Source organism: Bacillus sp. DTU_2020_1000418_1_SI_GHA_SEK_038, from assembly GCF_032341175.1.
Lineage (GTDB): Bacteria > Bacillota > Bacilli > Bacillales > Cytobacillaceae > Cytobacillus.
Genome location: NZ_CP135435.1, coordinates 1,018,863 through 1,044,074 on the forward strand (window position 1 = coordinate 1,018,863; position 25,212 = coordinate 1,044,074).

Genomic DNA, 25,212 nt, shown 5'->3' on the forward strand with positions numbered 1-25,212 from the left:
TTAACCCACCTTTCTATATCTTGAATTTTCTTTATTAAAAAATTAATAGGAAGAAATGGTGAGTCAAATGACTATTAAAAAGAAATTAACTCTAGGCATTGCTAGTGCTGCTCTAGGACTTTCATTAGTAGGCGGAGGAACCTTTGCGGCATTTAATGATGTTGAGACAATGAACAATACCCTAAAATCAGGTGTTCTAGATCTTAAAGTAGACCCTTCTGTAATATTTAATGTTTCAAAATTAAAACCTGGTGACTATATGCTCCGTGATTTTAAAATTGAAAATATTGGAACATTAGACATTGAAAAAGTCCTCATGCATACTAGTATTGAAGTGAAGGATAGAGAAGGCAATATTGTTGATAGTGATTTTGCCTCACAATTTATAATTAATTTTTTAACTAGTGATCTGCAGCCTATCATAACACCTTGGGATAATGTATCACTACAGGACCTTAAGGGACTAACAGATAACGGAAAATCTCCAGATATTACAACATATTTAAAACAAGGGTTAATTGTACCGTTAAAGCCTGATTTACCGGTAGGAGATACTGATCATATAGTTGTGATGATAACATTTAAAAATGATGATAAGAAAGATAATGAGACAGGTTTATATTTTCAAAATGAATATCAAGGTTTAGATATGAAACTAACTCTTAATTTAGAAGCAACACAATACTCAGGGACAGAAAGGGAAAATAATTACCAATCACAAGAAACTCCAGATGCGATTACAATTACCGAGGTAAAAATAATAAAAAATGAATGGAAATGGCAAAATGAAAAACAAGGCTATAAGCTAAGTGCTCAAGTTGAATTTTCGTTCAGTGATGGAAATACAATTAAATCAAATACTGCAAATATAAATAATGCAAATCCAGCTGGGGAAAGTATTACCTTTACACAAAAGTATAAGAATAATGATTATTCTATTACTTTAGACATACCTTTTAATTAAAAGTAAAAAAACATCGAAAAGGTTATTCCCTCATCTCTATATTTATTGACACACATTCTTTTCTTTTTAAGGAAAGAAAGGAGTTCCTATGAGATTACAGTTATTAATCATTACATTTATATGTGCCTATGTAGTATTATTCCTTAAACCCATTAATATTCAAGCAAGTACCAACCAACAACCTAATATTGAAACAAAACCTAGTAACTATTTATTCGATGTGAAAAATATGTCACCTGGGGATTGGGCGACAAGGATTTTAACTATTCAAAACCGTGGAGAAAGTGATTTTAACTATAATACAGAATCTTATTTCAAAGATGGTTCAAAGAAACTTTACAATGAATTTCTTTTAAAAGTATGGGATTCGGAGGAAGTTTTATATAGTGGCAAATTATCTGACTTCGATGGGTTTGAGCCTAGACATTTACCTTCAAAAAGCCAAGAGGATTTAAAGTTTGAAGTAACTTTCCCCTATGAACTAGGGAATGAATTTCAAGGTTTAGCTTTTGATTTTGAGTTAAGGTTTGTAATAGAAAAATCAGGTCAAAATCCAAATCCTGAACCTAATCCAAATCCAAATCCAAATCCAAATCCTGTTCCTGAGCCTAGTCCAGATCCTAATCCAAACCAAGATTCTGATTCAACCACTGTCACCGATCCAATAGATGATAATGCTGCACCCCCTACTACCAGTCCTGAAACGAGGTCAGATCAAGGAAATGATCAAAATAATAATATAGAAAATCCTGCTACGGAAGAGGATACGGCTATGCCGATACCTATACGTTCCATTCCTATTGAAGAATTGGATGCACCAATCGTAAAGGGACAAATCTTACCTTCAACAGCCACAAATATGTATAACTATTTATTAATAGGGGTCATATTAATGACTGCAGGCGGTGGTTTTCTCCTATATCAAAAAAGACGTATAAGAGATAATCAAAGGCCTTGATTGGAAATAATGCGATCAAGGCCCTTTTATTACTAGTATTGGTCGGGAATGATAATAAGTGAACAACGATTTAAAAAAGATCTTTCTTTATTTAGCTTTACTGAATTTGTACGATGGTTTAGTCACATTTTTCGGTATTCAGTTTTCTTTAATTGAGGAAAGTAATCCCATCATGAATGCCCTTTACCAAAAAAATCCGTTCTATTTTCTAGGTTTTAAAGTTATTCTATCAGCTGCTCTATGTATATTCCTTTTTATTAAAAAACTTCCTCAAAAAAAAATTGTACATCATTTAGCCCTAGCAGCCACTGGTATATATACGGTTGTCTTTGTAATTCATGCCATTTGGATCATAACCCTCATATAAATGATTTAAAAGAATTTCGACTATATTTAACACGATTATGTTAGAAACTAGTTAATAATAGACTTTTTTTCTAGGATTAATTAGAGTCTAACGGTGAATATGTAAAAAATGTGGTAATTTGTAGAAAAAAGAGTAAAAAATTATTTGAAAATTGACAAAATATAACACATTTATCAACAGCCTATCCATTACAATAAAATTAGACGATATTTTACCTATGAGATAAGCTTCAGAAAAAGGCAAACCTATTGAAAGATAGGGACGCAAAGTCACAGGTCTAAAGTATGAATGAAGTGTTCTTTTTTAAGATTTGCTGCATAAACTCATTATAGCAGGCAGCTCATAGAAAAGGCAGATTCCATACCAAGATGGCTGGATTGCCTGGAATACGATTCGTATTTTGGGGGGAAGAGTGTGGGGAAAACAAGAGTCCAACTGGAATTACTAGACAGTGAGTGGATGGAGTTAATTGTAAAGGCGAAGCAAATGGGGATTGAGAAAGAGGAAATTAGGGAGTTCTTATTAAAAAATGGGGTAAAAAAGCTAGCTTGGAAAGTGGCTGAATAGAGATAATAGAACAGAAAGCTAAGTGTTTCTTAAAGGACTGCCGTTCTTTATAGGAATGCTTTTTATTTTGCAAAGGGAGATTAGTGATTGTTGTTGATTTTGCCATATGTGTGCATGTGAACGGGTTTTATTCGGGATGAATAACTTAGAGAACATGTGCGCATATGGCGGTTTGACAAGGAACCCATTGCAAAAAAGACGCAGAAGCTCATAGCTTACCTACCTTGCTTCTGCATCTTTTTAGAAATAGCCAATGTATCTATTTATTCTGATCAATTCTCCATTTATTAAATTCGAGAAATTCCCGGAATTGTTCTTTCGAAACACCTGAATTCATCGCTTCTTGAACGATATCGACCCAATCCGAATCCAATTCATCTGTATTCGGCTGTTCATGAATTAAATGATCAACCGGAACATGAAGGACAGCTGCGATTTTTTCAAGAAATTGTATGGAAGGATTGGTTTGCAGGTTTCTTTCTAGTGAACTTAAGTAAGACTTGGCCACACCAGCTTGTTCGGCAAGCTCGGATAACGACATTTTCTTTTCTTTACGAAGTAATTTTACGCGATCACCGATCATCCAATCTCACACACCTTATCATCGAATATATAAAATCATCATAACAAAAATAGTTCAATAGTTCCATATTAAGAACAATATGTTCAAAAAATATACTAACATCTTATCATAATATTCGAATAAGTATTTATTTTTTTGTCCTTAATTTTAATAAGAATAAAGAAAAAACAAAAAGTGCTCAAATTACTTTGATAGAGCACTTTTTGTTTCCAATAACTTCAAAATCTCTTCGACTGCTTTCTCCGTATTTTCAGCTTCAATATGATGAAACGCTCCCACATAATCTAGTTGCTTATGGGAATACCGAGGATCGTAATATTCTTCTAGCAGAACTTGAATGATCAATTTATAGTTTTTATTTCTTGCTGCCTCATTTAAAGCGGCTATAATGTCTGAATCCTTTATTCGTTTAAAAATATATTTTAACCGTTCCATAACTTTATCATGAAACCACTGTTCATGCTGATAAGGCTCTACATACTCTCGATAAATCCGCTCGATACGAGAGGATAATGACGCTTGAAGGTTAATATTAAAGCCTTGATGTTTTATTGCCAGCAATTCATCAGGCTGAACCACCTTGCCAATCCGTTTACTTTCGGCCTCTACTAGGAAAAATGGGGAGTCCTTTACTTCCCATAAGGTTTGAAAGAGAAGGGAGTCAAAAGTTTTTTGATTATGTCCTTCGAATAAACCAAACGATCCAAAGATGGAGCCACGATGGCGGGCGAGTGCTTCTAAATTAATGACAGGCATGCCTTTTTCCTTTAATTTTTCCAATACTTCGGTTTTGCCTACACCTGTCATGCCGTGTATGGATATGGCTCGAGAAGGGATTAGCCCAGGTATTTCTTCAAGTATAAATTGCCGGTAGGCCCGATATCCCCCAGCCAATCGATGAATGGATATTCCTGCAAATGATAGAAAGGTAGCAACCGATTGACTGCGCATTCCGCCTCTCCAGCAATAAATAACAGGATGCTTGCCTTCTTCCCGAATGCCCTTGATCTGCCCCAATATGGAAGGGAGCTTTGGAGAAACGACTTCCATCGCTCGCCACTTTGCCATATCTGACCCTTCCTGTTTATAAATAGTTCCGATCATCGCTCGTTCTTCATTCGTAAATAAAGGGACATTGACTGCCCCGGGAATTTTGAATTCGTCATATTCGCCAGGTGATCTCACATCAATTGGAACAGCATTCTTTAACGCAAGTAGCTGTTCGACACTGATTTCTTTCATTTTGATTTCCTCCGAGTCTGCATCTGTTAAAAATATTTTATCCATTAATTTGCAAAATGAAAAGGCGTTGATTGATTTTACAAAAAATAAAAGCAGCCTTCATACCGGCTGCTTTAGCAATTACTTATTTTTTCTTAAATTCCCAAGCTCCTCTGCCAAAGCTTGCATTTCGTTGGGACTAAAGCTGTTCTTTTTCATGACGAGATCATAGATATCCTTTAATTCCTCATACATTTCCTCGTCAAAATGGGAAGGTTTAATTGCTCCAAAGTTTAAAACCTTTAGTTTTTCTTTAATTTTTTCAATCATGTATTCCACATTTTCTACTGATTTCTGTGCTAAATCCACCCGAATTCCTCCTCTAAAAAATCTATCCGCCAACTCCATCAAGTATTCTCATCTTTCCATGTTATGAATTAAAAGTCAACCATAATTGGCATCTTAATTCAAGCTAGCTTTCCATAAGTGTTTGCATATTGCCCGCGGAGGTGAAAAAGAGCTGCTCACGGTAAAAGAGAAGGGGTTTCATTTCCCGTGAAGAGGTTTCATACCTGCGAAGAGTAAAAAAAGCTGTTACCGGTAAAAGCGAAGAGGCTCACTGAGCACTTCTCTGACATATATAGTTGCGCAACGACAAAATATGAAAGAAAATGTTGTCAAGGAGGGTATCACAAGATGATTAACGTATTATTTGTTTGTTTAGGAAACATTTGCCGCTCGCCTATGGCGGAAGCAATGTTTCGTGATTTAGTAAAAAGGGAAGGGTTAGAACATACAATCCAAGTGGATTCAGCCGGGACTGGCGATTGGCATATTGGACAACCGCCGCATGAAGGGACAAGGAAGATCCTGAAAAAATATAATATTTCTGCAGCGGGGCTGAAAGCGAGACAATTTCAGAAGAATGATTTTCAAGATTTCAATTACATCATCGCGATGGATGCTTCCAATGTGCAAAACATTGAAAAGCTGAGAAACCAAAACACTAATGCCCGTGTCATAAAGCTGCTAGACTTAGTTCAAGAGGCAACAGACAAAAATGTACCAGACCCCTATTTTACGGGGAACTTTGAAGAGGTGTACGAGCTTATCGGAAAAGGCTGTGAACAATTGTTAAAAGAACTGCGTAAAGACCATAATATATAAGAAAGTGAGTGTGACTAGAATGGGGAAGTCGTTATTTTGGAAAGGTGTGTTATACGGAGCTCTTGCAGGTGGTGCTTTAAGCCTGCTTGATCGGGATACCCGGGAGTCCGTTACAGCTAATTGCAAAAGAGCAACTAAAGAAATATCCTACTATGTAAAAAATCCGGGACAAGCAATAAGTCAGATTAAGGACATGTCTAATCAAATTCAATCAACGTTTGAACAGGTTAGCTCAGAGGTTTCATTTATTATGGAGAAAGTGGATGAATTAAAGGAATCAACAACCGAGGTAGTGGAGCTAATGGAAGAGACAAAGGAAGCTTTTTTTGAAAAGGATGAGGATGAGGATGAGGACAACAGTAAATTTGTGAATTAGAACTACTTAAGAGGTGATGGGATGGGACTAGCCTTTTCGAATTTGGTTTCGCAATTGAAGAAAAGATTGATGGAGGACGATTTATTCGGATGGGCTGCGCAGTTAGCCTATTTCTTCCTGCTATCTCTTTTTCCTTTACTTCTATTCTTAATCTCACTGCTTCCTTATTTACCGATTACCCAGGAGGATATTCTTTCGGTGATTCGAGATTTTGCACCGCAGGAAACGATGAAATTGATTGAGACGAATCTTAATGAGTTATCGAAAAAGAATGGTAAGCTGCTTTCTCTCGGTATCATTGCAACAATTTGGTCAGCATCCAATGGAATCAATGCGATCGTTCGTGCTTTTAATAAAGCGTATGATGTGAAAGAAAGCCGGTCCTTTATCGTGGCTAGAGGTATGGCCATTCTTTTTACGTTTGCCATGCTATTTGTTTTCGTTGTCGCCTTATTGCTGCCGGTATTCGGAAAAATAATTGGGATCTATCTTTTTGCTAAATTTGGCTTATCTGATGAGTTTATGACGATTTGGAATACGCTTCGCTGGCTTGTGAGCTCGATTATTTTATTTATTGTATTCACGGGCTTATACTGGATTGCCCCAAATATAAAACTGAGATGTATTACCGTTATACCTGGTGCTATTTTTGCAACGGTGGGCTGGGAGCTGTCTTCCTTGGCTTTTTCCTATTATGTGAGCAATTTCGGTAATTACTCGGCTACTTATGGAAGCATCGGAGCGATCATCGTTTTGATGATCTGGTTTTATTTAACCGGAATCATTATCATCTTGGGTGGAGAAATCAATGCGGTATATAGTAAATACAAAAAGGAAGATTGTTAAGGTGATCTTTTACTATAAGTTTCCTTCATAAATCCTGTCCGAATTCAAAGAATAAGACAGGGGGAAAAATACTCGTCTTCAAAGAAGGAGGCTTATATTGATGTCTAAGAAATCGAAGAAAGATGGCGGAACAAAGCAAAAAGGAAAGAACAAACCAAACCAGAAAACTTCAGGTTCAGCTAACGGACAGAATGGATATCACTAAATAAAAGTTTTATAAAAATGGGGCCAGGAGAAATTCTCTTGGCTCTATTTTAATAAAAAATGCACATCCCTTAATAAAGGATATGCATTTATTTTAATTTATTTTGTTACTCTTTTTCGTTTTGTTCTTGAAGGTAAAATGTTAATAACTTCAATGAAAAAGTCATTTTGATGAACAGCATAGTAAATCAAATAATTTAACATAAGGTGTTTGCTTTTTCCGTAAGTAATCCTTCGCAAACCTTTAAATTTTCCTTTATCAACGGAACGACCGATAAAAGGATTAGTGGAAAGTAAGCTTTCTATATAGTCAATAATTTCTTCTTCTTTTAAATACCACCAAGCTAAAGTTTCGTCGCCTTGATCTGCATAAAACTCCTGGATTATATCCAAACACAAATCGAATTCATCTGTAAAGACAACTTGATATGTTTGCTTAGCTTCTTCTTTCACGACGCTTTTCCTTTAATTCAGTTCCAGAATAACGCTTCATATTGGGGGAATTGAGATATCTTGTTAATGAATCTTTAAGTTCAGAGTCTTCTTCAATTTCCTTTGCTAAATCGTAATGAGGCAATTCGTTTAAATCCTTTTCGTTCTCATCAATCTCAACAGAAACAAGTTTACCATTAACAACAAAAGCAACGGATTGTTTCCCCTCAAGGGCTCTAAATAGCTCTTGTTTAGCATTTTCACTTAAAGTACTCATAAAATATCACCTCGAAATAATTATATCAAATCCCTACTTAAAACTACATGTTATATTACTTAAATCCCGGATTGATTAAGACTTCAACAACCTCAAGCTATTCAATATAACCAAAATCGTACTTCCTTCATGGGCAATGACGCCAAAAGGCAAATCAACAAACTGCAGGAAGTTGGATGCAATTAACAGCATGATCACTGTTATTGAAAAAATAACATTCTGCTTAATGATTCCATTCATTTTTCTTGAAAGTTTGATGGCTTCTGCAATGCGGGGGAGATCGTTTTTCATCAGGACAACATCTGCTGTTTCCAGCGCCACATCTGTACCTTCTCCCATCGCAATTCCGACATTAGCTGTAGCTAATGCAGGTGCATCGTTTATTCCATCTCCAACCATCCCTACTGTTCCATAGGTTTCCTGAAGCTTTTTTAGGTGCTCGACTTTATTTTCTGGCAGGCATTCGGCAATATAATCATGAACATGGGAGTCCTTCGCGATGGCCATTCCCGTATTTTTGCTATCACCTGTAAGCATGATTGTGTAGATGCCCTGTTTTTTTAATTGATCGATTGCCATTCTCGTCTCTTCGCGGACGACATCCTGCAGAGCAATAATGGCGGCAATACCGACGTCTTTTTGAACGAAAACAACCGTTTTCCCTTCACTGGCCATTTTCCGCGCGGCTCCATTACTGAAGCTTTGTGCAGCGTCAATGCCAACAAAAGCGGCTTTCCCAATTTTCCATTCTTCCCCGTCAATATTGGCCTTTACTCCCCAGCCCGTAACATCCTCAATACTTTCAGGACTGATGAGGGAATCAGTTAAATGGTCTTTTGCAAATTTCACAATGGCATTAGCCAATGGATGTGTTGAGTGACTTTCAATAGAAGCAGCTTTTAATAAAATATCTTCTTTGGATAGTCCTTCAGCTACAATGATATCTGTCACTTCTGGTTTTCCCTTTGTAAGGGTGCCAGTTTTGTCAAACGCAATAGCTTTTACATGACTTAAATTTTCTAAATGCACGCCGCCTTTAAAAAGAATTCCGTGTCTCGCCCCATTTGAAATGGCTGACAAGGTGGCAGGCATAATCGAAGCAACAAGGGCACACGGTGAAGCAACAACAAGTAAAATCATTGCCCGATAAAAGCTTTCTGTCCAGTTCCATCCTAAAAGGAAATGGGGGACAAACATCATCAGAACAACAACGGCTAAAACGATTTTTACATAAGTGCCTTCAAACCGTTCGATGAACAGCTGGGAAGGAGATTTCTCGCTCTGAGCGGATTGTACAAGCTGAATGATCTTTTGAAAAAGAGTGTCACTGTTTGGTTTTGTAATTTCCACGGTAATCGAACCATTTAAGTTAACTGTGCCAGCGAATACAGCATCTTCATTTTCTTTCGAAACCGGAATCGATTCCCCCGTGATCGCTGATTCATCAATGGTGGATTGCCCTTTGATAATTTTTCCATCGGAAGGAACCCGTTCTCCTGGCTTAACTAGAATTTGATCGCCGATGCGCAATTGTGATACATGGATTTTTTCCTCCATGCCATGATTAACCCGCAAAGCTTCCTCAGGCTGAATCTCCATTAAGGCGGAAATTTCCTTATGGCTTTTGTTCATCGTATACGTTTCAAGTGCACCACTTACTGCAAAAATAAAGATAAGGATGGCGCCCTCTGTCCAATAACCAATAATAGCCGACCCGATCGCCGCAAAAACCATCAGCATTTCAACATTTAATTCTTTATTAGCGATCGTTTCTTCGATTCCCTCTTTTGCCTTTGCAAACCCGCCGATTATAAAAGCGAGGATGTAAGCAGCAACTGAAGGGGCTGCCAGCTCATTTCGATCCAATATCCATCCAGCGGCAATGAGTACACCGCTAAATAGAGCAGCCATTAATTCAGCATGTGGTTTGATTTTTTCTATAAAGCTTTCATTTTTGCTTACTGGACTTTCTAATAGTGCTTTCACTTCTGTACTCATATTTATCCTCCCCTTAATGATACTAATTTTCAATTGTTATTTCTAATTGAGAAAAATAATCAACATCAATACCCCTATAAAACAACGAAAGCTGCCGCCTCTAAGGCGACAGCAATTACTCTAAGTTGGAAATACAGTTGTTTTAAGTTGTTACCCATAGTTTACTATATAGGTTATGAAATGGGAAGGAATATGTTCATCTTTTATAATAATTATTAATTTAATATTATTTTACTTATTGAGAATAAGACTCCTTCTCAGAGGCCACTTGTTTTTGCCCAAAAATGGCGACAGTTAAGAATATAAGAAACAGCATGACGCTTATTATATGAAAGAAGCTGAAAGAGTGAAAATGCTGAATGAAAACTCCGCCAAGAAATGGACCGGCCAAGCTTCCGATGCTAAATGCAACGCCACAAAGCAAATTTCCCGTAGGTAGCATGTTTTTAGGGGTTAAATCGGCCATATAACTGATCCCAAGGGAAAAAGTGGAGCCGACACCCATTCCAGCTATGAATAAACAAATCGTTAACCCGATCATCATCTCTTCTAGGAAACTGGCTGCCATAAAGCTTAAAAAACCAGTGAAAAGGATGATCATTAAAATATTTCTTCTGCCAAACTTATCGCTTAATAATCCAAGCGGCAATTGAAATACGATAGCCCCAATTGCAAATGAGGTTAAAAGCATGGAAACATATGTAACTTCCAGTCCAATCCTTAGCCCGTAAACAGGAAAGCTTCCATTTAATGATGATTCAAGAAATCCATAGCCAAATGCCGGTAGGAAGGCCACCCAGCCGTATTTCATCGCTTTATTAAATCTCTTCATTGTTTCTTTAAAAGAATTAATCTCAATGGTTTGCTCCGGAAAATCGTTCTTTAATGTAAATATAAATAACCATGCAATGAGGCAAAGTACGGATGAAACAATAAAAGGAAGGGCTTCACTAATTTTTATCAATGGTGCCATCATAGGTCCAATCGCGAAGCCTGCACCAAAAAACAATCCATATAAGGAAATGTTACGGCCTCTTTTATGTTCTGGTGAAAAAGAAGTAATCCATGTCTGTGTTCCGAAATGCAGGGAGTGGTCGCCAATTCCAATCAATAGACGAAGGAAAAACCAAAACCAAAAGGATTTCCAAAAAGGGAACAGCATGAGTGAAACAATCACAAGCAAGCCGCCAAAAATGATAACGGGTTTATATCCGTATTTTCTCAATGGGTGTTCCATAAAAGGGGAAATAAGCAAAATTCCTATGTACAGACCCGTTGCATTGAGTCCGTTTAAGCTCGAAGAAACGCCATCATTTTCAAAGATAATAGCTATTAACGGAAGCAGCATTCCTTGGCTAAATCCCGAGATCGCAACAATACTAACTAAAATCCAAAACCGCATATTTTCTTTCATTTTTTTCAAAACCTCAACTTTGAACAGAAATTCCTGCATAAATTTAGTAAATAAAGACTTAATAATGATGGTATATGCAATCACAATTATTGGCAACAAAAATCATTTTTTTCATTCTTTTGGGAAAGATATGGTGACAGACTTTTGATTAATTTTTAGGAAACCAGTCAGTTGGACGGTCAAATTTTCAAAATATCAGTCAGTTTGAGGGGGAAATTGGCCTGAATCCATTTATATCGGTCAGTTTGATGGGTATATCGGCCAGAATGTAGAGATATCGGTCAGTTTGATGGGGATATCGGTCAGAATCCATTTATATCGGTCAGTTTGATGAAAATATCGGTCGGAATCCAAATATACCGGTCACTTTGATGATTATATCGGTCAGAATCCAAAAATATCAGTCAGTTAACATTCTTATTTGAAGGGATGAGTTATAAGAATGAATAAAATTTTTTCAGCATTAGTATTTATCGGTGTGCCTCTTTCTGTCATTGGGACTCTTATGCATTGGTCTAGCATTTTACTGTTTATTATTTATTGTGTGACCATTATTGCTCTTGCAAGCTTTATGGGGCGGGCAACGGAGAGCCTTGCGATTGTTGCAGGTCCGAGAATTGGAGGTTTGCTGAATGCGACATTTGGAAATGCTGTTGAACTAATTATTTCGATATTTGCTCTTAGGGAAGGCTTGGTTGGAGTAGTGCTTGCGTCCTTAACGGGGTCTGTCCTCGGAAACCTTCTTTTAGTCGCTGGTTTATCCTTTTTTGTCGGGGGATTGAAGTATAAACGCCAAACCTTCAACGTGTTTGATGCAAGACATAATTCTGGATTGCTTATGTTTGGAGTGATTGTCGCGTTTGTCATCCCTGAAATATTTTCAATGACGATGTCAGAGAGCGATACGCTTAACTTTAGTGTAGGGATATCGATTATCCTAATTGCATTATATTTAGCAGCATTATTTTTCAAACTTGTTACACATCGTGGGGTTTATCAGACAGAAAATGTGAATGAAGATAGACATGGTGAGGAAGAGCCTGAGTGGGGGAAGGGAAAAGCGCTGCTCATTCTTGCTCTAGCGACTGTCGCGGTTGCATATGTATCCGAAAATTTAGTCCACACATTCGCAGCAGTCGGTGAAACCTTTGGCTGGACAGAATTATTTATTGGGGTTGTAATTGTTGCCATTGTCGGGAATGCTGCAGAGCATGCATCAGCGATTATTATGGCTTACAAAAATAAAATGGATATTGCTGTTGAGATTGCTGTAGGGTCAACCTTACAAATAGCGATGTTCGTTGCCCCATTGCTTGTGCTGATTTCCTTAATGTTCCCGGTAAAGATGCCGTTAGTTTTCACTATGCCAGAGCTAATCACAATGGTGACTGCTGCGCTTCTTATGATCATCATTTCAAATGATGGGGAAACGAACTGGTTTGAAGGAGCAACTTTACTTGCAGCCTATTTAATAATGGGGATCGGGTTTTATTTATTATAGAAAAAGACATTTACATTCTGCACCCAATCCAGAATGTAAAGCCTAAAGGATTCATTGGTGATTACATCTAGAACAAGTCCTGCTTAATCTGATGACAATTTATTTCACACAAAAAACGACTCTGAATTTTCTCCAGAGTCGTTTTAACTTAAATAATTTAGAAAAAGGATGTAAATCAAACTCGCTTTTTTAGGAATTTACCACCAGCCTTTATATGTTTACTGGACCATAAAACCTTTAATTGGGAATGATGAAACTTTAATAAACTGTCATCCTCCTTTTTAGTAGCGAATCGACTTATCGGCCCTCCTTTTACTTGAAAGTAAGTTTATTATACATATGTTTTTAATATTTGTAAATATTCAGAACATTACATTAATGTTACAAATTAATTTTACAAGGGGGTTCTGATAAATTTTTTTTCAAAATGGATAATATGCATGAACTCCGAAAAAACTATAAACAAATCGAATGAGATAGTGATTTGAAAGGAGTCTCACATGAAAAAATATATGTCAATCTTAATCATAGGTCTAATATTTATGCTATCTTTTCAGAATGAAGCCGCGGCTATAATGGATGAGGAAAAAGCGAGTCCATCTGAGAAAATCATTGCTGTGCCAAATTCTGTTTTGACGATCACAAAGGAAAATACGTATCCTAACCCTGCACAGGATATGCCCAAACTGCAGCCAAGTGAATTAACACAAAGCTTAATTGAAACATCTAAGGTCAAAATTGAAAATCCAGATTTAATCCGGATGTTAAACGAGACGACCGTTAATAGCACTCCATTTGCTATTGGTTATCGGGCGATCATATACCTGGGGCAGTGGCCGTTAAATTATGAATCATCTGAAACCTCCCCGAATTGGGAGTATCAAAAGATTAACACAAATTATTTCGATAACCGTGGTGGAAATGCACCATATCAGATCCACTACGTCCAAGAAGCTCAGAAAATGATAAGAGGCGGCCTAACTTCCAAAGTTCCAAACACAGAAGATGTCAAAAAAATGATGCTCTTAAAGGCAATGGAAAAGTCAGGACTTTCCCTTTCCTTTGAAACCATAATTGGAGCCGGAACAAAAAAGGATCATAAATACAATATCCCGCCGAAAAGGTTAGGCTATCTATACGGCTATGCCCCAGCCATTAACGAAAAAGGAAAAGTAACGTACGGGGAAGTCTACTTAATGCTAAAAGGAAATAAGAAAATGATTATTATTAAAAATGTAACATCGCAAGGAGTAGGGGCATGGATTCCAATTCAGGATCATGTGTCCTTCGGATTTTTCGCATCGGAGAGGCCGAGGTAAATAACTTCATTTAAACCTGTGGGGGTGTGTACCTCGGTACGCATTTCTGCGGGTTTATTTAATTTTAATTCATAGTGCGTTTTTTCGCCGGTGCGAATTTAATACGCTGACTATGAAAGGTCTATGGTGCGTGTTTCAGGAGGAAAGGTTTAAAACCGCTCACTATGAAAAGGTCATGGTGCGTGTTTCAGGGGGAAAGGTTTACAAACGCTCACTATGAAAGGTTCATGGTGCGTGTTTCAGGGGGAAAGGTTTACAAACGCTCACTATGAAAGGGTCATGGTGAGTGTTTAAGGAGGAAAGGTATAAAAACGCTGACTATGAAAGGTTCATGGTGCGTGTTTTAAGGGGAAAGGTTTAAAAACGCTCACTATGAAAGGTTCATGGTGCGTGTTTTAAGGGGAAAGGTTTAAAAATGCGCACTATGAAAGGGTCATGGCGCGTGTCTAAAGAGGAAAGAATCATAAACGCTTACTATGAACGGATCATAGTGCGTGTTTTAAAAGGAAAGAGTCCAAAACCCTTACTATAAAAGATTTATGGACCCTTATCCACCTCATCCCTATTAAAGCTGAGGTATTTTACTTTTTAAATTCATAAAATCAAGACCCTGATAGTAACTATTTTTCACCAATACATTAGGTCCAAGACAGCGGACTTTAGGACAGTGGCAATTTAATGATCGGGCTAGATCAGTGTCAAGCCATTTATCGAAAATGTCCGTGAGGTGATCAGTTTCGACATTCCCTAGTGCCGGCGTGTCACCAAAATCCGTTACAATGACATCACCTGTAAAAATATTAATGTTCAAGCGGGAGCGGCCATCTGGGTCATTTCGAACAGTTACATTTTTCGCTGCGTATAAGCGTGTCAACAGCTCCAAATCCTTTTCATTCCCACTGCATGCGTAAAAAGGAAGGGTGCCAAATAGCATCCAAGTGTTTTCATCGCGGATATCCAATAAATGATGGATCGCGGAACGAATCTCATCCAATGACAGCGTTTCTAAATTGGAAGCAAAATCCGATGGGTACATCGGATGAATTTCATGGCGCTGGCATTTCATCTCTTCGACAATTTGCTTATGGATTTTTTCAAGGTAAGGCAAGGTCCGTTTATTTAGCATCGTCTCAGCTGAAACCATCACACCTGCTTTAACGAGCTCTTGGCTGTTTTCAATCATGCGCCTAAAAAGCTTTTCCCTTTGCTCATACGTTGGCTTCCGTTCCATCATGGCAAAGCCGCCTTCAATAAATTCTTCTTCCGTTCCCCAATTATGTGAAATATGAAGTACATCTAAGTAAGGAATAATCGCCTCATATCGAGCTAGTTCAAGTGTTAAATTCGAGTTGATCTGCGTTTTGACCCCTCGATTATGTGCATATCGGAGCAAGGGGACTACATACTCTTCCACAGACTTCTTAGACAACATAGGCTCTCCGCCAGTAATACTTAAAGCCCTCAATGACGGAACCTCTTCAAGCCTCTTTAGCAATAAATCAATTGGCAGTCCATCTGGATCCTTAGGCTGTAACGTATACCCAACCGCACAATGCTCACAACGCATATTGCATAAGACTGTTGTCGTAAATTCTATATTTGATAGAGTTAGCCTTCCGTATTCATCGATATCCCGATAAGCTTCCCACTGGTCATTTTCGGGCATCATTTGCAGCATTTTAGTTTTCATCGCGCTCTCCTTTATAATTAAATCCTTTCTCATTTTAAAATAAATTGCTCTTATGTCAAAGATAAGCCTAACAATATAATAAAATGACTAAAATTATTTGGTTATTTTTATAAAAAATAATTTGACGGAATGCCTCAAACAGTTTATTATTACCCTATTAACGACTATTTAACGACAATTAGAAATAGTCGAATAATTAGTTATGTTTGGAAAAACGAAAAAAAGGGGAAATAACCGATGCAAAAAAGGGAGATGACTTTTGGCCTTGCCATTATACCGCTAGTGGTGATGATTGCGGTTATGGCAGTAGCTGTTATTGTACTTGAACAGGGACCGCATATTCCATTAATTGTTGGAACTTCTGTTGCAGCAATCGTAGCATGGCGCGCAGGTTATAAATGGAATGATATTGAAGAGGCGATGTACAAGGGGATTCGCCTCGCGCTTCCGGCAGTCGTAATCATTATGCTTGTGGGTCTGACAATTGGGGCTTGGATTGGCGGCGGAATAGTTGCGACAATGATTTATTACGGTTTAAAGATTATTACGCCATCATTATTTCTTGTAGCTATCTGTGTGATTTGTTGTATCGTTTCACTGGCAATAGGAAGCTCCTGGTCAACCATGGGTACCATTGGAGTCGCGGGAATGGGAATTGGATTAAGTATGGGAATTCCTGCTCCAATGATTGCGGGTGCGATCATTTCTGGTGCTTATTTTGGCGATAAAATGTCACCGCTTTCAGACACGACTAACTTAGCAGCAGGTTTGACGGATACTGATTTATTTGTTCACATTAAACATATGTTTTACACAACTGTCCCTGGTATTATAATTGCATTAACAGCCTATGCGATTATAGGAAGAAAATTTGCAAATGGTGCAATGGATTCACAAAGTATTGAACAAACTATCCAGGTTCTGCAGGACAGCTTTGTCATTTCTCCATTCCTATTAATAGTTCCTGTTCTGGTTATTGTGCTTGTAGCTAAAAAAGTCCCGGCGATACCTGCATTAATAATTGGTATTTTACTAGGATTCTTGGCGCAGATTTTCGTACAAGGCGGAAATGTTGCCGATGCGGTTGCTGCCTTACAAAGCGGATTTGTGATTGACACTGGCAATGAAATGGTAGACAACCTTTTTAACCGCGGTGGTTTGGATTCCATGATGTACACAGTTTCCATGACGATCGTAGCCATGACATTTGGGGGAATCTTAGAAAATACGGGCATGCTTGAAGCAATTGTAAAGCAAATTTTGAAACTAGCTAAGTCAGCAAAGAGCTTAGTAGCGTCAACTGTTGTATCTTGCTTTGCTACAAATGCGTCTTGTTCGGAGCAGTATATTTCAATCGTTATTCCATCACGTATGTTTGCAAAAGCCTACCGGGATAAGGGACTTCATTCGAAAAACCTTTCACGTGCCCTTGAAGACGGCGGAACGCTAACTTCCGTGTTTATTCCATGGAATACTTGTGGGGTTTTCATTCTTGGAACGCTAGGTGTTCATACATTTGAATATGCTCCATACGCAATATTGAACTTTGTTGTGCCAATTCTTTCGATCATCTTTGCATTTACAGGCTTCTCTATTGTAAAACTAACTGATAAAGAAAAGCTTGAGCTTCAGAAAAAAGATGAGCTAGTAATGAAGGGGTAATATGAATAAAAAAAGGAAGGTTCCGTAATAAAGAACTTTCCTTTTTTCCTTAAAAATAAATCGGGATATTCAGTTTATATAAGGAGCGCGGACGACCCTGCTGATAGGTCATTTCCTCGCCGGCGATCTGAATGTATCCATGATCAGAAAGCTTTTTTATCATTCTTTCCGCTGTACGTCTTGTGACTTGAAGAAAATCTGCCAGATCAGCTGAAGTAAAATGATGACTGACCTTAGAAAATTCAATGATTTTCGAAAGATTAGCAGGACTTAATTTTGCATTTTGTGCGATCAGATATAAATCAGGGTGATCATTTACGAGTTTTTGCCCTTTATTCATTTGTGGAAAAGGTCCTTGCAGTTCCTTTTTCTCCGTTAAAATATAGCAGCAGTGTTCACTCTCATTTTTCTCAGCAAAGCCTAATGCAATCATGGCGTTTTTTTCAGCTTCTTTCATGGTGGCACCATAGCCAAAGCCAACGGCACTTTTCAGAGTTTTTGAAAATAATCCATTGAGGTCATCTGGCTTCATAGACTCAATGTCCCCTCGGGTGCTGTATAAAATATACTGGGAATCATTTATTTGTTGAACAGTAGCATAGATCTCATGTGCAAAAGCATCAAGATATTTCCTTTGTAGTTCATTAGGTAAATCAACTGAAATATAGCCGACAGCCACTTGGGAGGCTTGGCTTTTCACATATTCAGCTTTTGCCTTCGCATCTTGCAGACCGCGAATCAAGGCAGTCTTAGGATCAGCCATCCGAATGGCGGGAACGCCTTGAAGGATTAATTGATCATAAACGGCGTGTACGCTTGTAATCGCTAAGTCGATTTCGCCTTGCATCCATAATAAGTGATGAAAGGAAACAAGCTGATCGAAATTATATGGTTCTTGTTGTAAAATATTCTCATAGTCTCTAACATGCAAGGGGCTTGTCTTAATATCAACCGCATCAAGGACATTTGAAACAATGGAAGCATCAAATAAATCCATTGAAATGCGATTCAATGCAATATTTTTATGATATAATGCGGCAAGCAGGGTAGAGGCAATCGTCATTTCGTCCTGTGCCAAATAGAGGACAGGGATTGGTAATTGATCATGATGTTTTTTTGAAAATAGGTATGGCAATGTCCCTGATAGGAAGACTACATCACAAGGCTTAATTTGCTTTATTAAATGCTCTGCTTCCTGTGGCTGTTGATAAATATAGCCTTCTAATTCAATATTTGAGACTTGATTCGAAACAGCTTGAATCCGTTCGAAAAATTCAGCTGAACCGATGACCGCTATTTTTGTTTGCATGTTTCACCTCTATAAGGGGAATTTTATTTTTAAAAATTAACGACTATTTAACGACAACTATATCAAATTATTTGAAAATCTTAAACAAAAAAGGAGAAAAAATTATGAAAATTACTGCTATCCATCTTCACGCAATTCATTTCCCGCTTCATGTACCATTTGTCGTCAGCTATCATTCTTACAATGATATGCCTTCTGTTATTGTTAAGATTGAAACAGATGAAGGGATTGTCGGATATGGGGAAGGAGTTCCTGATGAGCATGTAACAGGAGAATCCTTGCAGGGGGTTTATGAAATCCTTAAGAATACATTAGCTCCAGTTCTTCTTGGTCAAAATCCAATGGAAATCGAGAAAATTCACGACATTATGAATAAATCAATTTATGGGGCACCAGCAGCTAAAGCTGCTATTGATATTGCCTGCTTTGATATTATGGGGAAGAAAATGCAGCAGCCGGTTTATCAGCTAATCGGCGGACGTTATCATAATGAGTTCCCGATTACACATGTTTTAAGTATTGCAGAACCTGAGCTGATGGCTTCAGAAGCAGCAGCAATGCTAGATCAAGGATATCGTTCTTTTAAAATGAAGGTGGGAACTGATATTAGAAAGGATGTCGAGCGCATCCAAGCTGTTCGTGAAAAGGTTGGGGAAGAAATTGCGATTCGGGTTGATGTGAATCAAGGCTGGAGAAATAGTGCCAACACTCTTGTCGCATTAAATCAATTGCGTGATTGCAATTTAGATTGGGTAGAACAGCCGGTTGTGGCTGATGATATAGATGGAATGGTTGAAATAAATGCGAAAACAACAGTTCCTCTCATGATTGATGAAGGCTTAAAAGGACAGCGCGAAATGCTTGAGATCATCCAAAAGCGTGCAGCCCATAAAGTAAATATTAAATTGATGAAATGCGGCGGCATTTATCCTGCGGTCAAGCTTGCACATCAAGCAGAACTTGCTGGAATCGAGTGTCAAATTGGATCGATGGTCGAATCCTCAGTTGGGTCAGCAGCTGGCTTCCATGTTGCTTTTTCCAAAAAAGTGATTACTAGTGTTGAGCTTACAGGACCATTGAAATTTTCAAAGGATATCGGCAATCTGCATTATGATGTACCATTTATCCGCTTAACGGAAAAAGCTGGATTAGGTGTGGATATTAATGAGGAAGTATTAAATGAATTAACCGTCAGACAGGAAGTAGTTCGCTAAGGAGTGGTATTTAGGTTATGCATATTTATGAAGGAACGCTAATTAAAGATGGCGGAACGATTCCCTTTGTTGTCCAGCCTTTAACGATGGCGGATTTAGGGAGAATTTTGGAAGTGCAGGAGAAAGTGGTTTCACATCTAAATGGAAAAACTACACTTCAGCCGCTAACTGAGGAAGAGTTTCAATATATTCTAGAAGGCAACGGAATGATGATTGGAGCATTTGTTGGTGGAGAGCTAATTGCTTTTCGTGCTTTATTGGTGCCTGTTATGGATGAAGAGCACTTAGGGTTAGATATTGGTCTTGGTGAATCTGAGCTGCCAAAAGTTATTTATCAGGAAATCTCAAATGTTCTACCTGATTATCGCGGAAATCAGCTGCAGAAAACGTTGGCTGGGTTGATTATGAAGGAATTATCAAAGAATGATCATGGCTATAGGTATGTTTGCTGTACCGTAGCCCCATTCAATATTCCAAGCTTAAAGGATAAATTCTCACAAGGCATGATGATCGCAGCATTGAAAGAGAAATATGGCGGCAGCTTACGTTATATTTTTGTGAAGGATTTAGGGGAAACTATTGAGCTTGATTGGAGCGAGAGCTTGTTTATTCCAATGGTGGATACAGCTGCACAGCAATCGAAGCTGGCTGAAGGCTGGAGAGGCATTCGGATGGAAGATCGGAATCGAGAACTGTGGGTGGAGTATAAACGTTAATTTAAGTCGTCCTTTTCGGGCTTGCCATTATTTTACCTGCCTGAAAAAATACTGCTTAGAGGACATACTAATTAGTAAAATCAATTTGCGAAATGAGGAATTTTTCGGTAGGATGGTAACGTAATGAAAGGAGAGAACGTTTTGGGAAGTCCGATACAAGATAAAAATAACCAGGTGGTATTTTTAAAACAGCGATTAAATATGTTTCTTGATGTACTGGATGCTATTGAGCCAGAAGAGGCTGATATTGATGATATTGACCGTCTAATCGAAATCATTGACGACATTGAATCGAAATGCCGCGAGTTTAATAATCGTGATAACTAAGGAGCCATTTGGCTCTTTTTATTTTGCGTGAAGTTTCCTGTTTTTCATAAAAAGAATGGAAAAGAGGAAACAAAGGGATAGAAGACTCCAATTTTTCAAAAATAAAATTGAAAAGAGGAAACAAAGGGCTGGAAGACTCATAATTTTCGAATATAAAACTGAAAAGAGGAAACAAAGGGCGCTAATTTTCCCATCTTCCAAAAAGAAAACAAAAACTTGGAATCATCCAACAGTGGGCACGTTTTCCTATAACAGATTAAAACCTTTATCTTTAAATACCTTCTGGATAGGAGTATAATATAGACGGCAATTATTATCATTTGATTGAAAAAATAGATATACTCGAAAAGGGGACGGGGAACGAGGATGAATATCGAAAAGTTTCAAGAGAGTATGTATCAGCTGATTGTTGAAACATCAACAAGGCTTCCAAAAGACGTACGCCGTGCAATTCAGGCTGCGAAGGAAAACGAAAGTGCTGGAACTAGATCAGCCATGAGTTTAGCGACAATCACAAATAATATAAAAATGGCCGATGATAATGTTTCACCGATCTGTCAAGATACAGGTCTTCCAACCTTCAAAATCAAGACGCCTGTTGGGGCAAACCAGCTTGAAATGAAAGAAGCAATCAGAAATGCGATTGTACAAGCTACGAAGGATGGAAAGCTTCGCCCAAATTCAGTTGACTCGCTTACTGGGGATAATAGCGGGGACAATCTTGGAGCAGGCGTGCCAGTTATTAAATTTGATCAATGGGAAAATGACTATATTGATGCTCGCCTTATTTTAAAAGGGGGCGGCTGTGAAAATAAGAACATTCAATATAGCTTACCTTGTGAGCTTGAAGGACTTGGTCGTGCAGGCCGAGACCTGGATGGCATTCGTAAATGTATTATGCACTCTGTATACCAAGCACAAGGACAAGGCTGCAGCGCAGGCTTTATCGGCGTTGGTATTGGAGGGGACCGTTCTTCAGGCTATGACCTTGCTAAGGAACAGTTATTCCGATCAAACGATGATGTAAATCCGAATGAAGATCTTCGCAAGGTTGAAGAATATGTAATGGAAAATGCCAACAAGCTTGGAATCGGTACAATGGGATTTGGCGGGGAAACAACCCTTTTAGGCTGTAAAATTGGAGTAATGAACCGTATTCCTGCGAGCTTCTTCGTATCTGTAGCTTATAACTGTTGGGCATTCCGCCGTTTAGGTGTTGCTGTAAATGCTGAAACAGGTGAAATCAACGAATGGATGTACCAAGGAGGCGAAAACATCGATTTCGCTGCAACTGAGGCTGAAAAAGAAACAGCGGCAGCTGCAGAGACAAAAGCTGAAGTGATTACTTTACAAGCTCCAATTACAGAAGAACAAATTCGCAGCTTAAAAGTTGGAGACGTAGTTCAAATTAACGGCAGAATGTACACAGGCCGTGACGCGATTCATCATCACTTAATGTCACACGATGCACCAGTTGATTTAAATGGCCAAGTTATTTACCACTGTGGTCCTGTCATGCTGAAGGATACTGAAGGCAAATGGCATGTGAAGGCTGCTGGACCAACTACAAGTATTCGTGAGGAGCCTTACCAAGGAGACATTATGAAAAAATTTGGCATCCGCGCGGTTATCGGAAAAGGCGGAATGGGTCCGAAAACATTAGCAGCCCTTCAAGAGCATGGCGGTGTGTACTTAAACGCAATCGGCGGTGCGGCTCAGTACTATGCGGATTGTATTAAGGATGTTGAAGGCGTTGATTTGATGGAATTTGGTATTCCAGAAGCAATGTGGCATCTAAGGGTAGAAGGCTTTACTGCAGTAGTAACGATGGATTCACACGGAAACAGCTTGCATGCTGATGTAGATAAATCTTCTTTAGAAAAATTAGCTCAATTTAAAGAGCGTGTATTTTAATATTGTACGGCTCTAGTCATTTACGTGGCTAGGGCTTTTTTTATGGAGTTTATTGGCATGGAATGGAGCGAATGTTTTTCCAAAACGGCACAAACAATAAGAAAAAATAGAGGAGGAGTGAGGATGAAACTTTTTAAACATCTGATCATCCTAAGTGTCTTATTATTTGCTTTTTCGCCAACTGTTAATGCCAACTACGCCAATTCTCCGATTCACTGGGGTTTTAAAAAAGGATCAAACGAACAGCCTGCCGATGCTGGCAAGGGATTAGATGATATGCTCGAAAGGCTGGGTGCTTACTATAAAGGGGATACAACTAAAAAAGAAATTTATTTAACTTTTGATAATGGCTATGAAAATGGCTATACGGAAAAAGTTTTAGATGTATTGAAGAAGGAAAAGGTTCCAGCAGCTTTTTTTATTACGGGGCATTATTTAAAAACTGCACCTGATCTAGTCAAACGAATGGCTAATGAAGGTCATATTATCGGCAACCACTCCTGGCATCATCCAGACATGACGACTATTAGTGATGGGAAAATTGCTAAGGAATTAGAAATGGTTCGTGAGGGAACGGAAAAGCTAACTGGGATTAAACATATGACGTACCTCCGTCCGCCTCGCGGAATTTTTAGCGAACGGACGATTGTAGTGGCTAAACAACATGGCTATACTCATGTTTTTTGGTCTTTAGCTTTTAAAGATTGGATTGTGGATCAGCAAAAAGGCTGGCAATATTCCTATGACAACATCATGAAACAAATTCATCCAGGAGCCATATTGTTGCTTCATACCGTTTCAAAGGACAATGCCGATGCATTGGAAAAAGCGATAGTGGATTTGAAAAAGAGGGGCTATACGTTTAAAAGCTTGGATGATTTGATGATGAGTAAGGGGGTTGAGGAGAGAATGCTTTACTGAAAAGGGGCTAGCAGATTTATTAATGGAGTCGCTGATATAAAGCGAAAGTCGCCGATAAATCTGGAAAGTTGCTGATAAAATGAGAAAGTCGCCGATAAATCCAGGAAGTCGCTGATAAAATGAGAAAGTCGCCGATAAATCCAGGAAATCGCTGATATAATGGAAAAGTCGCCGATAAAACCAGGTAGTCGCTAATATAATGGTGGAACTGACCGATAAACAGCAGCACTGGCGGATATATTTGAAAAGTCGCGGATATCTCAATGAAAGTGGAGGATATGTTAAAAAATCAGACCCAATAATGGGTCTTTTTATGTTTCCAAGTACAGCTTTAGCTAAAGTATTACGAAAAATGCTATAATTACGGAAAAATGGTTAAAGGACGGATCATTCTTGGAAACAATACAAATAAAAGGCCCTTACAATTTTGATCTTGTACTGGACAGGCTTTCCATCGACCCGCTTAATCAAGTGGATATAGCCAATCGATCGGTAAAAGTGCCGCTGCTGATAGAAGGCGAACCGCTAGTTGCAAGAGTAACAGCAGTGGGAACAACCTTAAAACCAGAATTTATCATTGAGGGGACAGAGGGAAAGTATAAGGAAAAAGCCGATAAAAGACTAGCGGAAATTTTTCAATGGCATGTGCCTCTTGAAATGATTAGCGATCATTTTAAGAACACGGATCTTAAAGAAATCTTTGAAAAGCATCATGGCACACCCATTGTTCTCGATTTTTCTCCCTATAACTGCTTGTTAAAATGCATTATCCATCAGCAGCTGAATATGTCCTTTGCCCATACGTTAACAGAGCGGTTTGTCAAAACATTTGGATTTGAAAAAGAGGGCGTTTGGTTCTACCCGCTGCCGGAAAAAGTGGCCGATCTTACTGTCGAGGATCTTCGTGAGCTTCAGTTCAGCGGACGCAAAGCTGAATATGTTATTGGAATTGCAAAGGAAGTAATTGCAGGTAATCTAAACTTTGATGAATTAAAAACGCAATCAGATGAGGATGTTTTTAAACAATTAATTAAACTGCGCGGAGTTGGTCCATGGACTGTTCAAAATTTCCTCATGTTTGGACTAGGCCGTCCGAATCTTTTTCCAGTGGCAGACATCGGCATCCAAAATGCATTAAAAAAATTATATCAATTAGAAGCAAAACCAGCTTTAGAAGAAATGGAATCTTACTCAAAAGGCTGGGAACCTTACTTAAGCTATGCTTCTCTTTATTTATGGAGAAGCATCGAATAATCTGGAGTGAT

Annotated in this window: 25 protein-coding genes and 1 riboswitch; of the genes, 16 read left to right on the forward strand and 9 right to left on the reverse strand. The window is 38.3% G+C overall.

Features of this window, described 5'->3' with window-relative positions; all coding sequences use genetic code 11:
* Positions 1 to 67 precede the first annotated feature (67 nt).
* The 4 genes from RRV45_RS05085 to RRV45_RS05095 all read left to right on the forward strand — a co-directional run bounded on the left by RRV45_RS05085 (position 68) and on the right by RRV45_RS05095 (position 2,856).
* Positions 68 to 964, forward strand: coding sequence for a TasA family protein (locus tag RRV45_RS05085; protein ID WP_315667686.1), 897 nt, complete (start codon positions 68 to 70; stop codon positions 962 to 964).
* Between the two features lie 88 nt (positions 965 to 1,052).
* The gene (locus tag RRV45_RS05090; RefSeq protein WP_315667687.1) at positions 1,053 to 1,922 is read left to right on the forward strand and encodes an LPXTG cell wall anchor domain-containing protein; all 870 of its coding nucleotides are present in this window, start codon (positions 1,053 to 1,055) and stop codon (positions 1,920 to 1,922) included.
* Positions 1,923 to 1,980: 58 nt separating this feature from the next.
* Positions 1,981 to 2,289 carry a DUF5658 family protein gene (locus RRV45_RS22085; RefSeq protein WP_410489334.1) on the forward strand — a complete coding sequence of 103 codons (309 nt, stop codon included), beginning with the start codon at positions 1,981 to 1,983 and terminating at the stop codon, positions 2,287 to 2,289.
* Between the two features lie 228 nt (positions 2,290 to 2,517).
* A riboswitch (cyclic di-GMP riboswitch) is annotated at positions 2,518 to 2,674 on the forward strand.
* A gap of 29 nt (positions 2,675 to 2,703) precedes the next feature.
* A complete protein-coding gene (locus tag RRV45_RS05095) occupies positions 2,704 to 2,856 on the forward strand; it encodes an anti-repressor SinI family protein (protein ID WP_315667688.1) in 153 nt (50 codons plus the stop codon).
* Positions 2,857 to 3,115: 259 nt separating this feature from the next.
* Here the strand turns inward: RRV45_RS05095 and RRV45_RS05100 are convergent, their stop codons facing one another.
* The 3 genes from RRV45_RS05100 to RRV45_RS05110 all read right to left on the reverse strand — a co-directional run bounded on the left by RRV45_RS05100 (position 3,116) and on the right by RRV45_RS05110 (position 5,029).
* Positions 3,116 to 3,439, reverse strand: coding sequence for a helix-turn-helix domain-containing protein (locus RRV45_RS05100; protein WP_315667689.1), 324 nt, complete (start codon positions 3,437 to 3,439; stop codon positions 3,116 to 3,118).
* A gap of 183 nt (positions 3,440 to 3,622) precedes the next feature.
* Positions 3,623 to 4,681: a tRNA 2-selenouridine(34) synthase MnmH gene (gene mnmH, locus RRV45_RS05105; RefSeq protein ID WP_315667690.1), complete on the reverse strand. Its 1,059-nt coding sequence runs from the start codon at positions 4,679 to 4,681 to the stop codon at positions 3,623 to 3,625.
* 120 nt (positions 4,682 to 4,801) lie between these two features.
* Positions 4,802 to 5,029, reverse strand: a complete 228-nt coding sequence (locus RRV45_RS05110; RefSeq protein ID WP_315667691.1) for a DUF1128 domain-containing protein — start codon at positions 5,027 to 5,029, stop codon at positions 4,802 to 4,804.
* Between the two features lie 327 nt (positions 5,030 to 5,356).
* On the opposite strand from RRV45_RS05110, the gene RRV45_RS05115 reads away from it, so the two are divergent.
* The 3 genes from RRV45_RS05115 to RRV45_RS05125 are packed head-to-tail and all read left to right on the forward strand — an operon-like array spanning position 5,357 to position 7,049.
* Positions 5,357 to 5,827, forward strand: coding sequence for a low molecular weight protein-tyrosine-phosphatase (locus RRV45_RS05115; protein WP_315667693.1), 471 nt, complete (start codon positions 5,357 to 5,359; stop codon positions 5,825 to 5,827).
* A 19-nt stretch (positions 5,828 to 5,846) separates the two neighbouring features.
* Positions 5,847 to 6,203 carry a YtxH domain-containing protein gene (locus RRV45_RS05120; RefSeq protein ID WP_315667694.1) on the forward strand — a complete coding sequence of 119 codons (357 nt, stop codon included), beginning with the start codon at positions 5,847 to 5,849 and terminating at the stop codon, positions 6,201 to 6,203.
* Between the two features lie 21 nt (positions 6,204 to 6,224).
* Positions 6,225 to 7,049, forward strand: a complete 825-nt coding sequence (locus RRV45_RS05125; RefSeq protein ID WP_315667695.1) for a YihY/virulence factor BrkB family protein — start codon at positions 6,225 to 6,227, stop codon at positions 7,047 to 7,049.
* A gap of 303 nt (positions 7,050 to 7,352) precedes the next feature.
* On the opposite strand, the gene RRV45_RS05130 is transcribed toward RRV45_RS05125, so the two are convergent.
* From RRV45_RS05130 to RRV45_RS05145, 4 genes are all read right to left on the reverse strand, one after another.
* Entirely contained in the window at positions 7,353 to 7,706 is a 354-nt protein-coding gene (locus tag RRV45_RS05130) for a type II toxin-antitoxin system RelE/ParE family toxin (protein WP_315667696.1), read from the reverse strand.
* Positions 7,690 to 7,962: a hypothetical protein gene (locus RRV45_RS05135; protein ID WP_315667697.1), complete on the reverse strand. Its 273-nt coding sequence runs from the start codon at positions 7,960 to 7,962 to the stop codon at positions 7,690 to 7,692. Before RRV45_RS05135 ends, RRV45_RS05130 begins: the two co-directional genes overlap by 17 nt.
* 75 nt (positions 7,963 to 8,037) lie before the next feature.
* Positions 8,038 to 9,960, reverse strand: coding sequence for a heavy metal translocating P-type ATPase (locus RRV45_RS05140; RefSeq protein ID WP_315667698.1), 1,923 nt, complete (start codon positions 9,958 to 9,960; stop codon positions 8,038 to 8,040).
* Between the two features lie 235 nt (positions 9,961 to 10,195).
* Positions 10,196 to 11,374 (reverse strand): MFS transporter, encoded by a 1,179-nt coding sequence (locus RRV45_RS05145; protein WP_315667699.1) that lies wholly within the window; start codon positions 11,372 to 11,374, stop codon positions 10,196 to 10,198.
* 442 nt (positions 11,375 to 11,816) lie between these two features.
* On the opposite strand from RRV45_RS05145, the gene cax reads away from it, so the two are divergent.
* Positions 11,817 to 12,875, forward strand: a complete 1,059-nt coding sequence (cax, locus tag RRV45_RS05150; protein ID WP_315667701.1) for a calcium/proton exchanger — start codon at positions 11,817 to 11,819, stop codon at positions 12,873 to 12,875.
* Positions 12,876 to 13,375: 500 nt separating this feature from the next.
* Positions 13,376 to 14,194, forward strand: coding sequence for a YfkD famly protein (locus RRV45_RS05155; protein ID WP_315667703.1), 819 nt, complete (start codon positions 13,376 to 13,378; stop codon positions 14,192 to 14,194).
* Positions 14,195 to 14,759: 565 nt separating this feature from the next.
* Here the strand turns inward: RRV45_RS05155 and yfkAB are convergent.
* The gene (yfkAB, locus tag RRV45_RS05160) at positions 14,760 to 15,884 is read right to left on the reverse strand and encodes a radical SAM/CxCxxxxC motif protein YfkAB (protein WP_315667704.1); all 1,125 of its coding nucleotides are present in this window, start codon (positions 15,882 to 15,884) and stop codon (positions 14,760 to 14,762) included.
* Positions 15,885 to 16,121: 237 nt separating this feature from the next.
* On the opposite strand from yfkAB, the gene nhaC reads away from it, so the two are divergent.
* Positions 16,122 to 17,546 carry a Na+/H+ antiporter NhaC gene (gene nhaC, locus RRV45_RS05165; RefSeq protein ID WP_315667705.1) on the forward strand — a complete coding sequence of 475 codons (1,425 nt, stop codon included), beginning with the start codon at positions 16,122 to 16,124 and terminating at the stop codon, positions 17,544 to 17,546.
* Between the two features lie 49 nt (positions 17,547 to 17,595).
* Here nhaC and RRV45_RS05170 read toward each other — a convergent pair whose 3' ends face one another.
* A complete protein-coding gene (locus tag RRV45_RS05170) occupies positions 17,596 to 18,855 on the reverse strand; it encodes an HTH domain-containing protein (RefSeq protein ID WP_315667706.1) in 1,260 nt (419 codons plus the stop codon).
* 104 nt (positions 18,856 to 18,959) lie between these two features.
* Between RRV45_RS05170 and RRV45_RS05175 the strand changes: the two genes are divergently transcribed.
* The 6 genes from RRV45_RS05175 (at position 18,960) to RRV45_RS05200 (ending at position 25,201) form a co-directional block, all read left to right on the forward strand.
* Positions 18,960 to 20,069 (forward strand): mandelate racemase/muconate lactonizing enzyme family protein, encoded by a 1,110-nt coding sequence (locus RRV45_RS05175; RefSeq protein ID WP_315667708.1) that lies wholly within the window; start codon positions 18,960 to 18,962, stop codon positions 20,067 to 20,069.
* A gap of 17 nt (positions 20,070 to 20,086) precedes the next feature.
* Positions 20,087 to 20,785: a GNAT family N-acetyltransferase gene (locus tag RRV45_RS05180; protein ID WP_315667709.1), complete on the forward strand. Its 699-nt coding sequence runs from the start codon at positions 20,087 to 20,089 to the stop codon at positions 20,783 to 20,785.
* 141 nt (positions 20,786 to 20,926) lie between these two features.
* Positions 20,927 to 21,112 carry an SE1561 family protein gene (locus RRV45_RS05185; RefSeq protein ID WP_315668936.1) on the forward strand — a complete coding sequence of 62 codons (186 nt, stop codon included), beginning with the start codon at positions 20,927 to 20,929 and terminating at the stop codon, positions 21,110 to 21,112.
* 366 nt (positions 21,113 to 21,478) lie between these two features.
* Positions 21,479 to 23,026, forward strand: a complete 1,548-nt coding sequence (locus RRV45_RS05190; RefSeq protein ID WP_315667710.1) for a fumarate hydratase — start codon at positions 21,479 to 21,481, stop codon at positions 23,024 to 23,026.
* Between the two features lie 123 nt (positions 23,027 to 23,149).
* Positions 23,150 to 23,947, forward strand: coding sequence for a delta-lactam-biosynthetic de-N-acetylase (gene pdaA, locus RRV45_RS05195; protein WP_315667711.1), 798 nt, complete (start codon positions 23,150 to 23,152; stop codon positions 23,945 to 23,947).
* A gap of 393 nt (positions 23,948 to 24,340) precedes the next feature.
* Positions 24,341 to 25,201 (forward strand): DNA-3-methyladenine glycosylase family protein, encoded by an 861-nt coding sequence (locus RRV45_RS05200; protein WP_315667712.1) that lies wholly within the window; start codon positions 24,341 to 24,343, stop codon positions 25,199 to 25,201.
* Positions 25,202 to 25,212 lie beyond the last annotated feature (11 nt).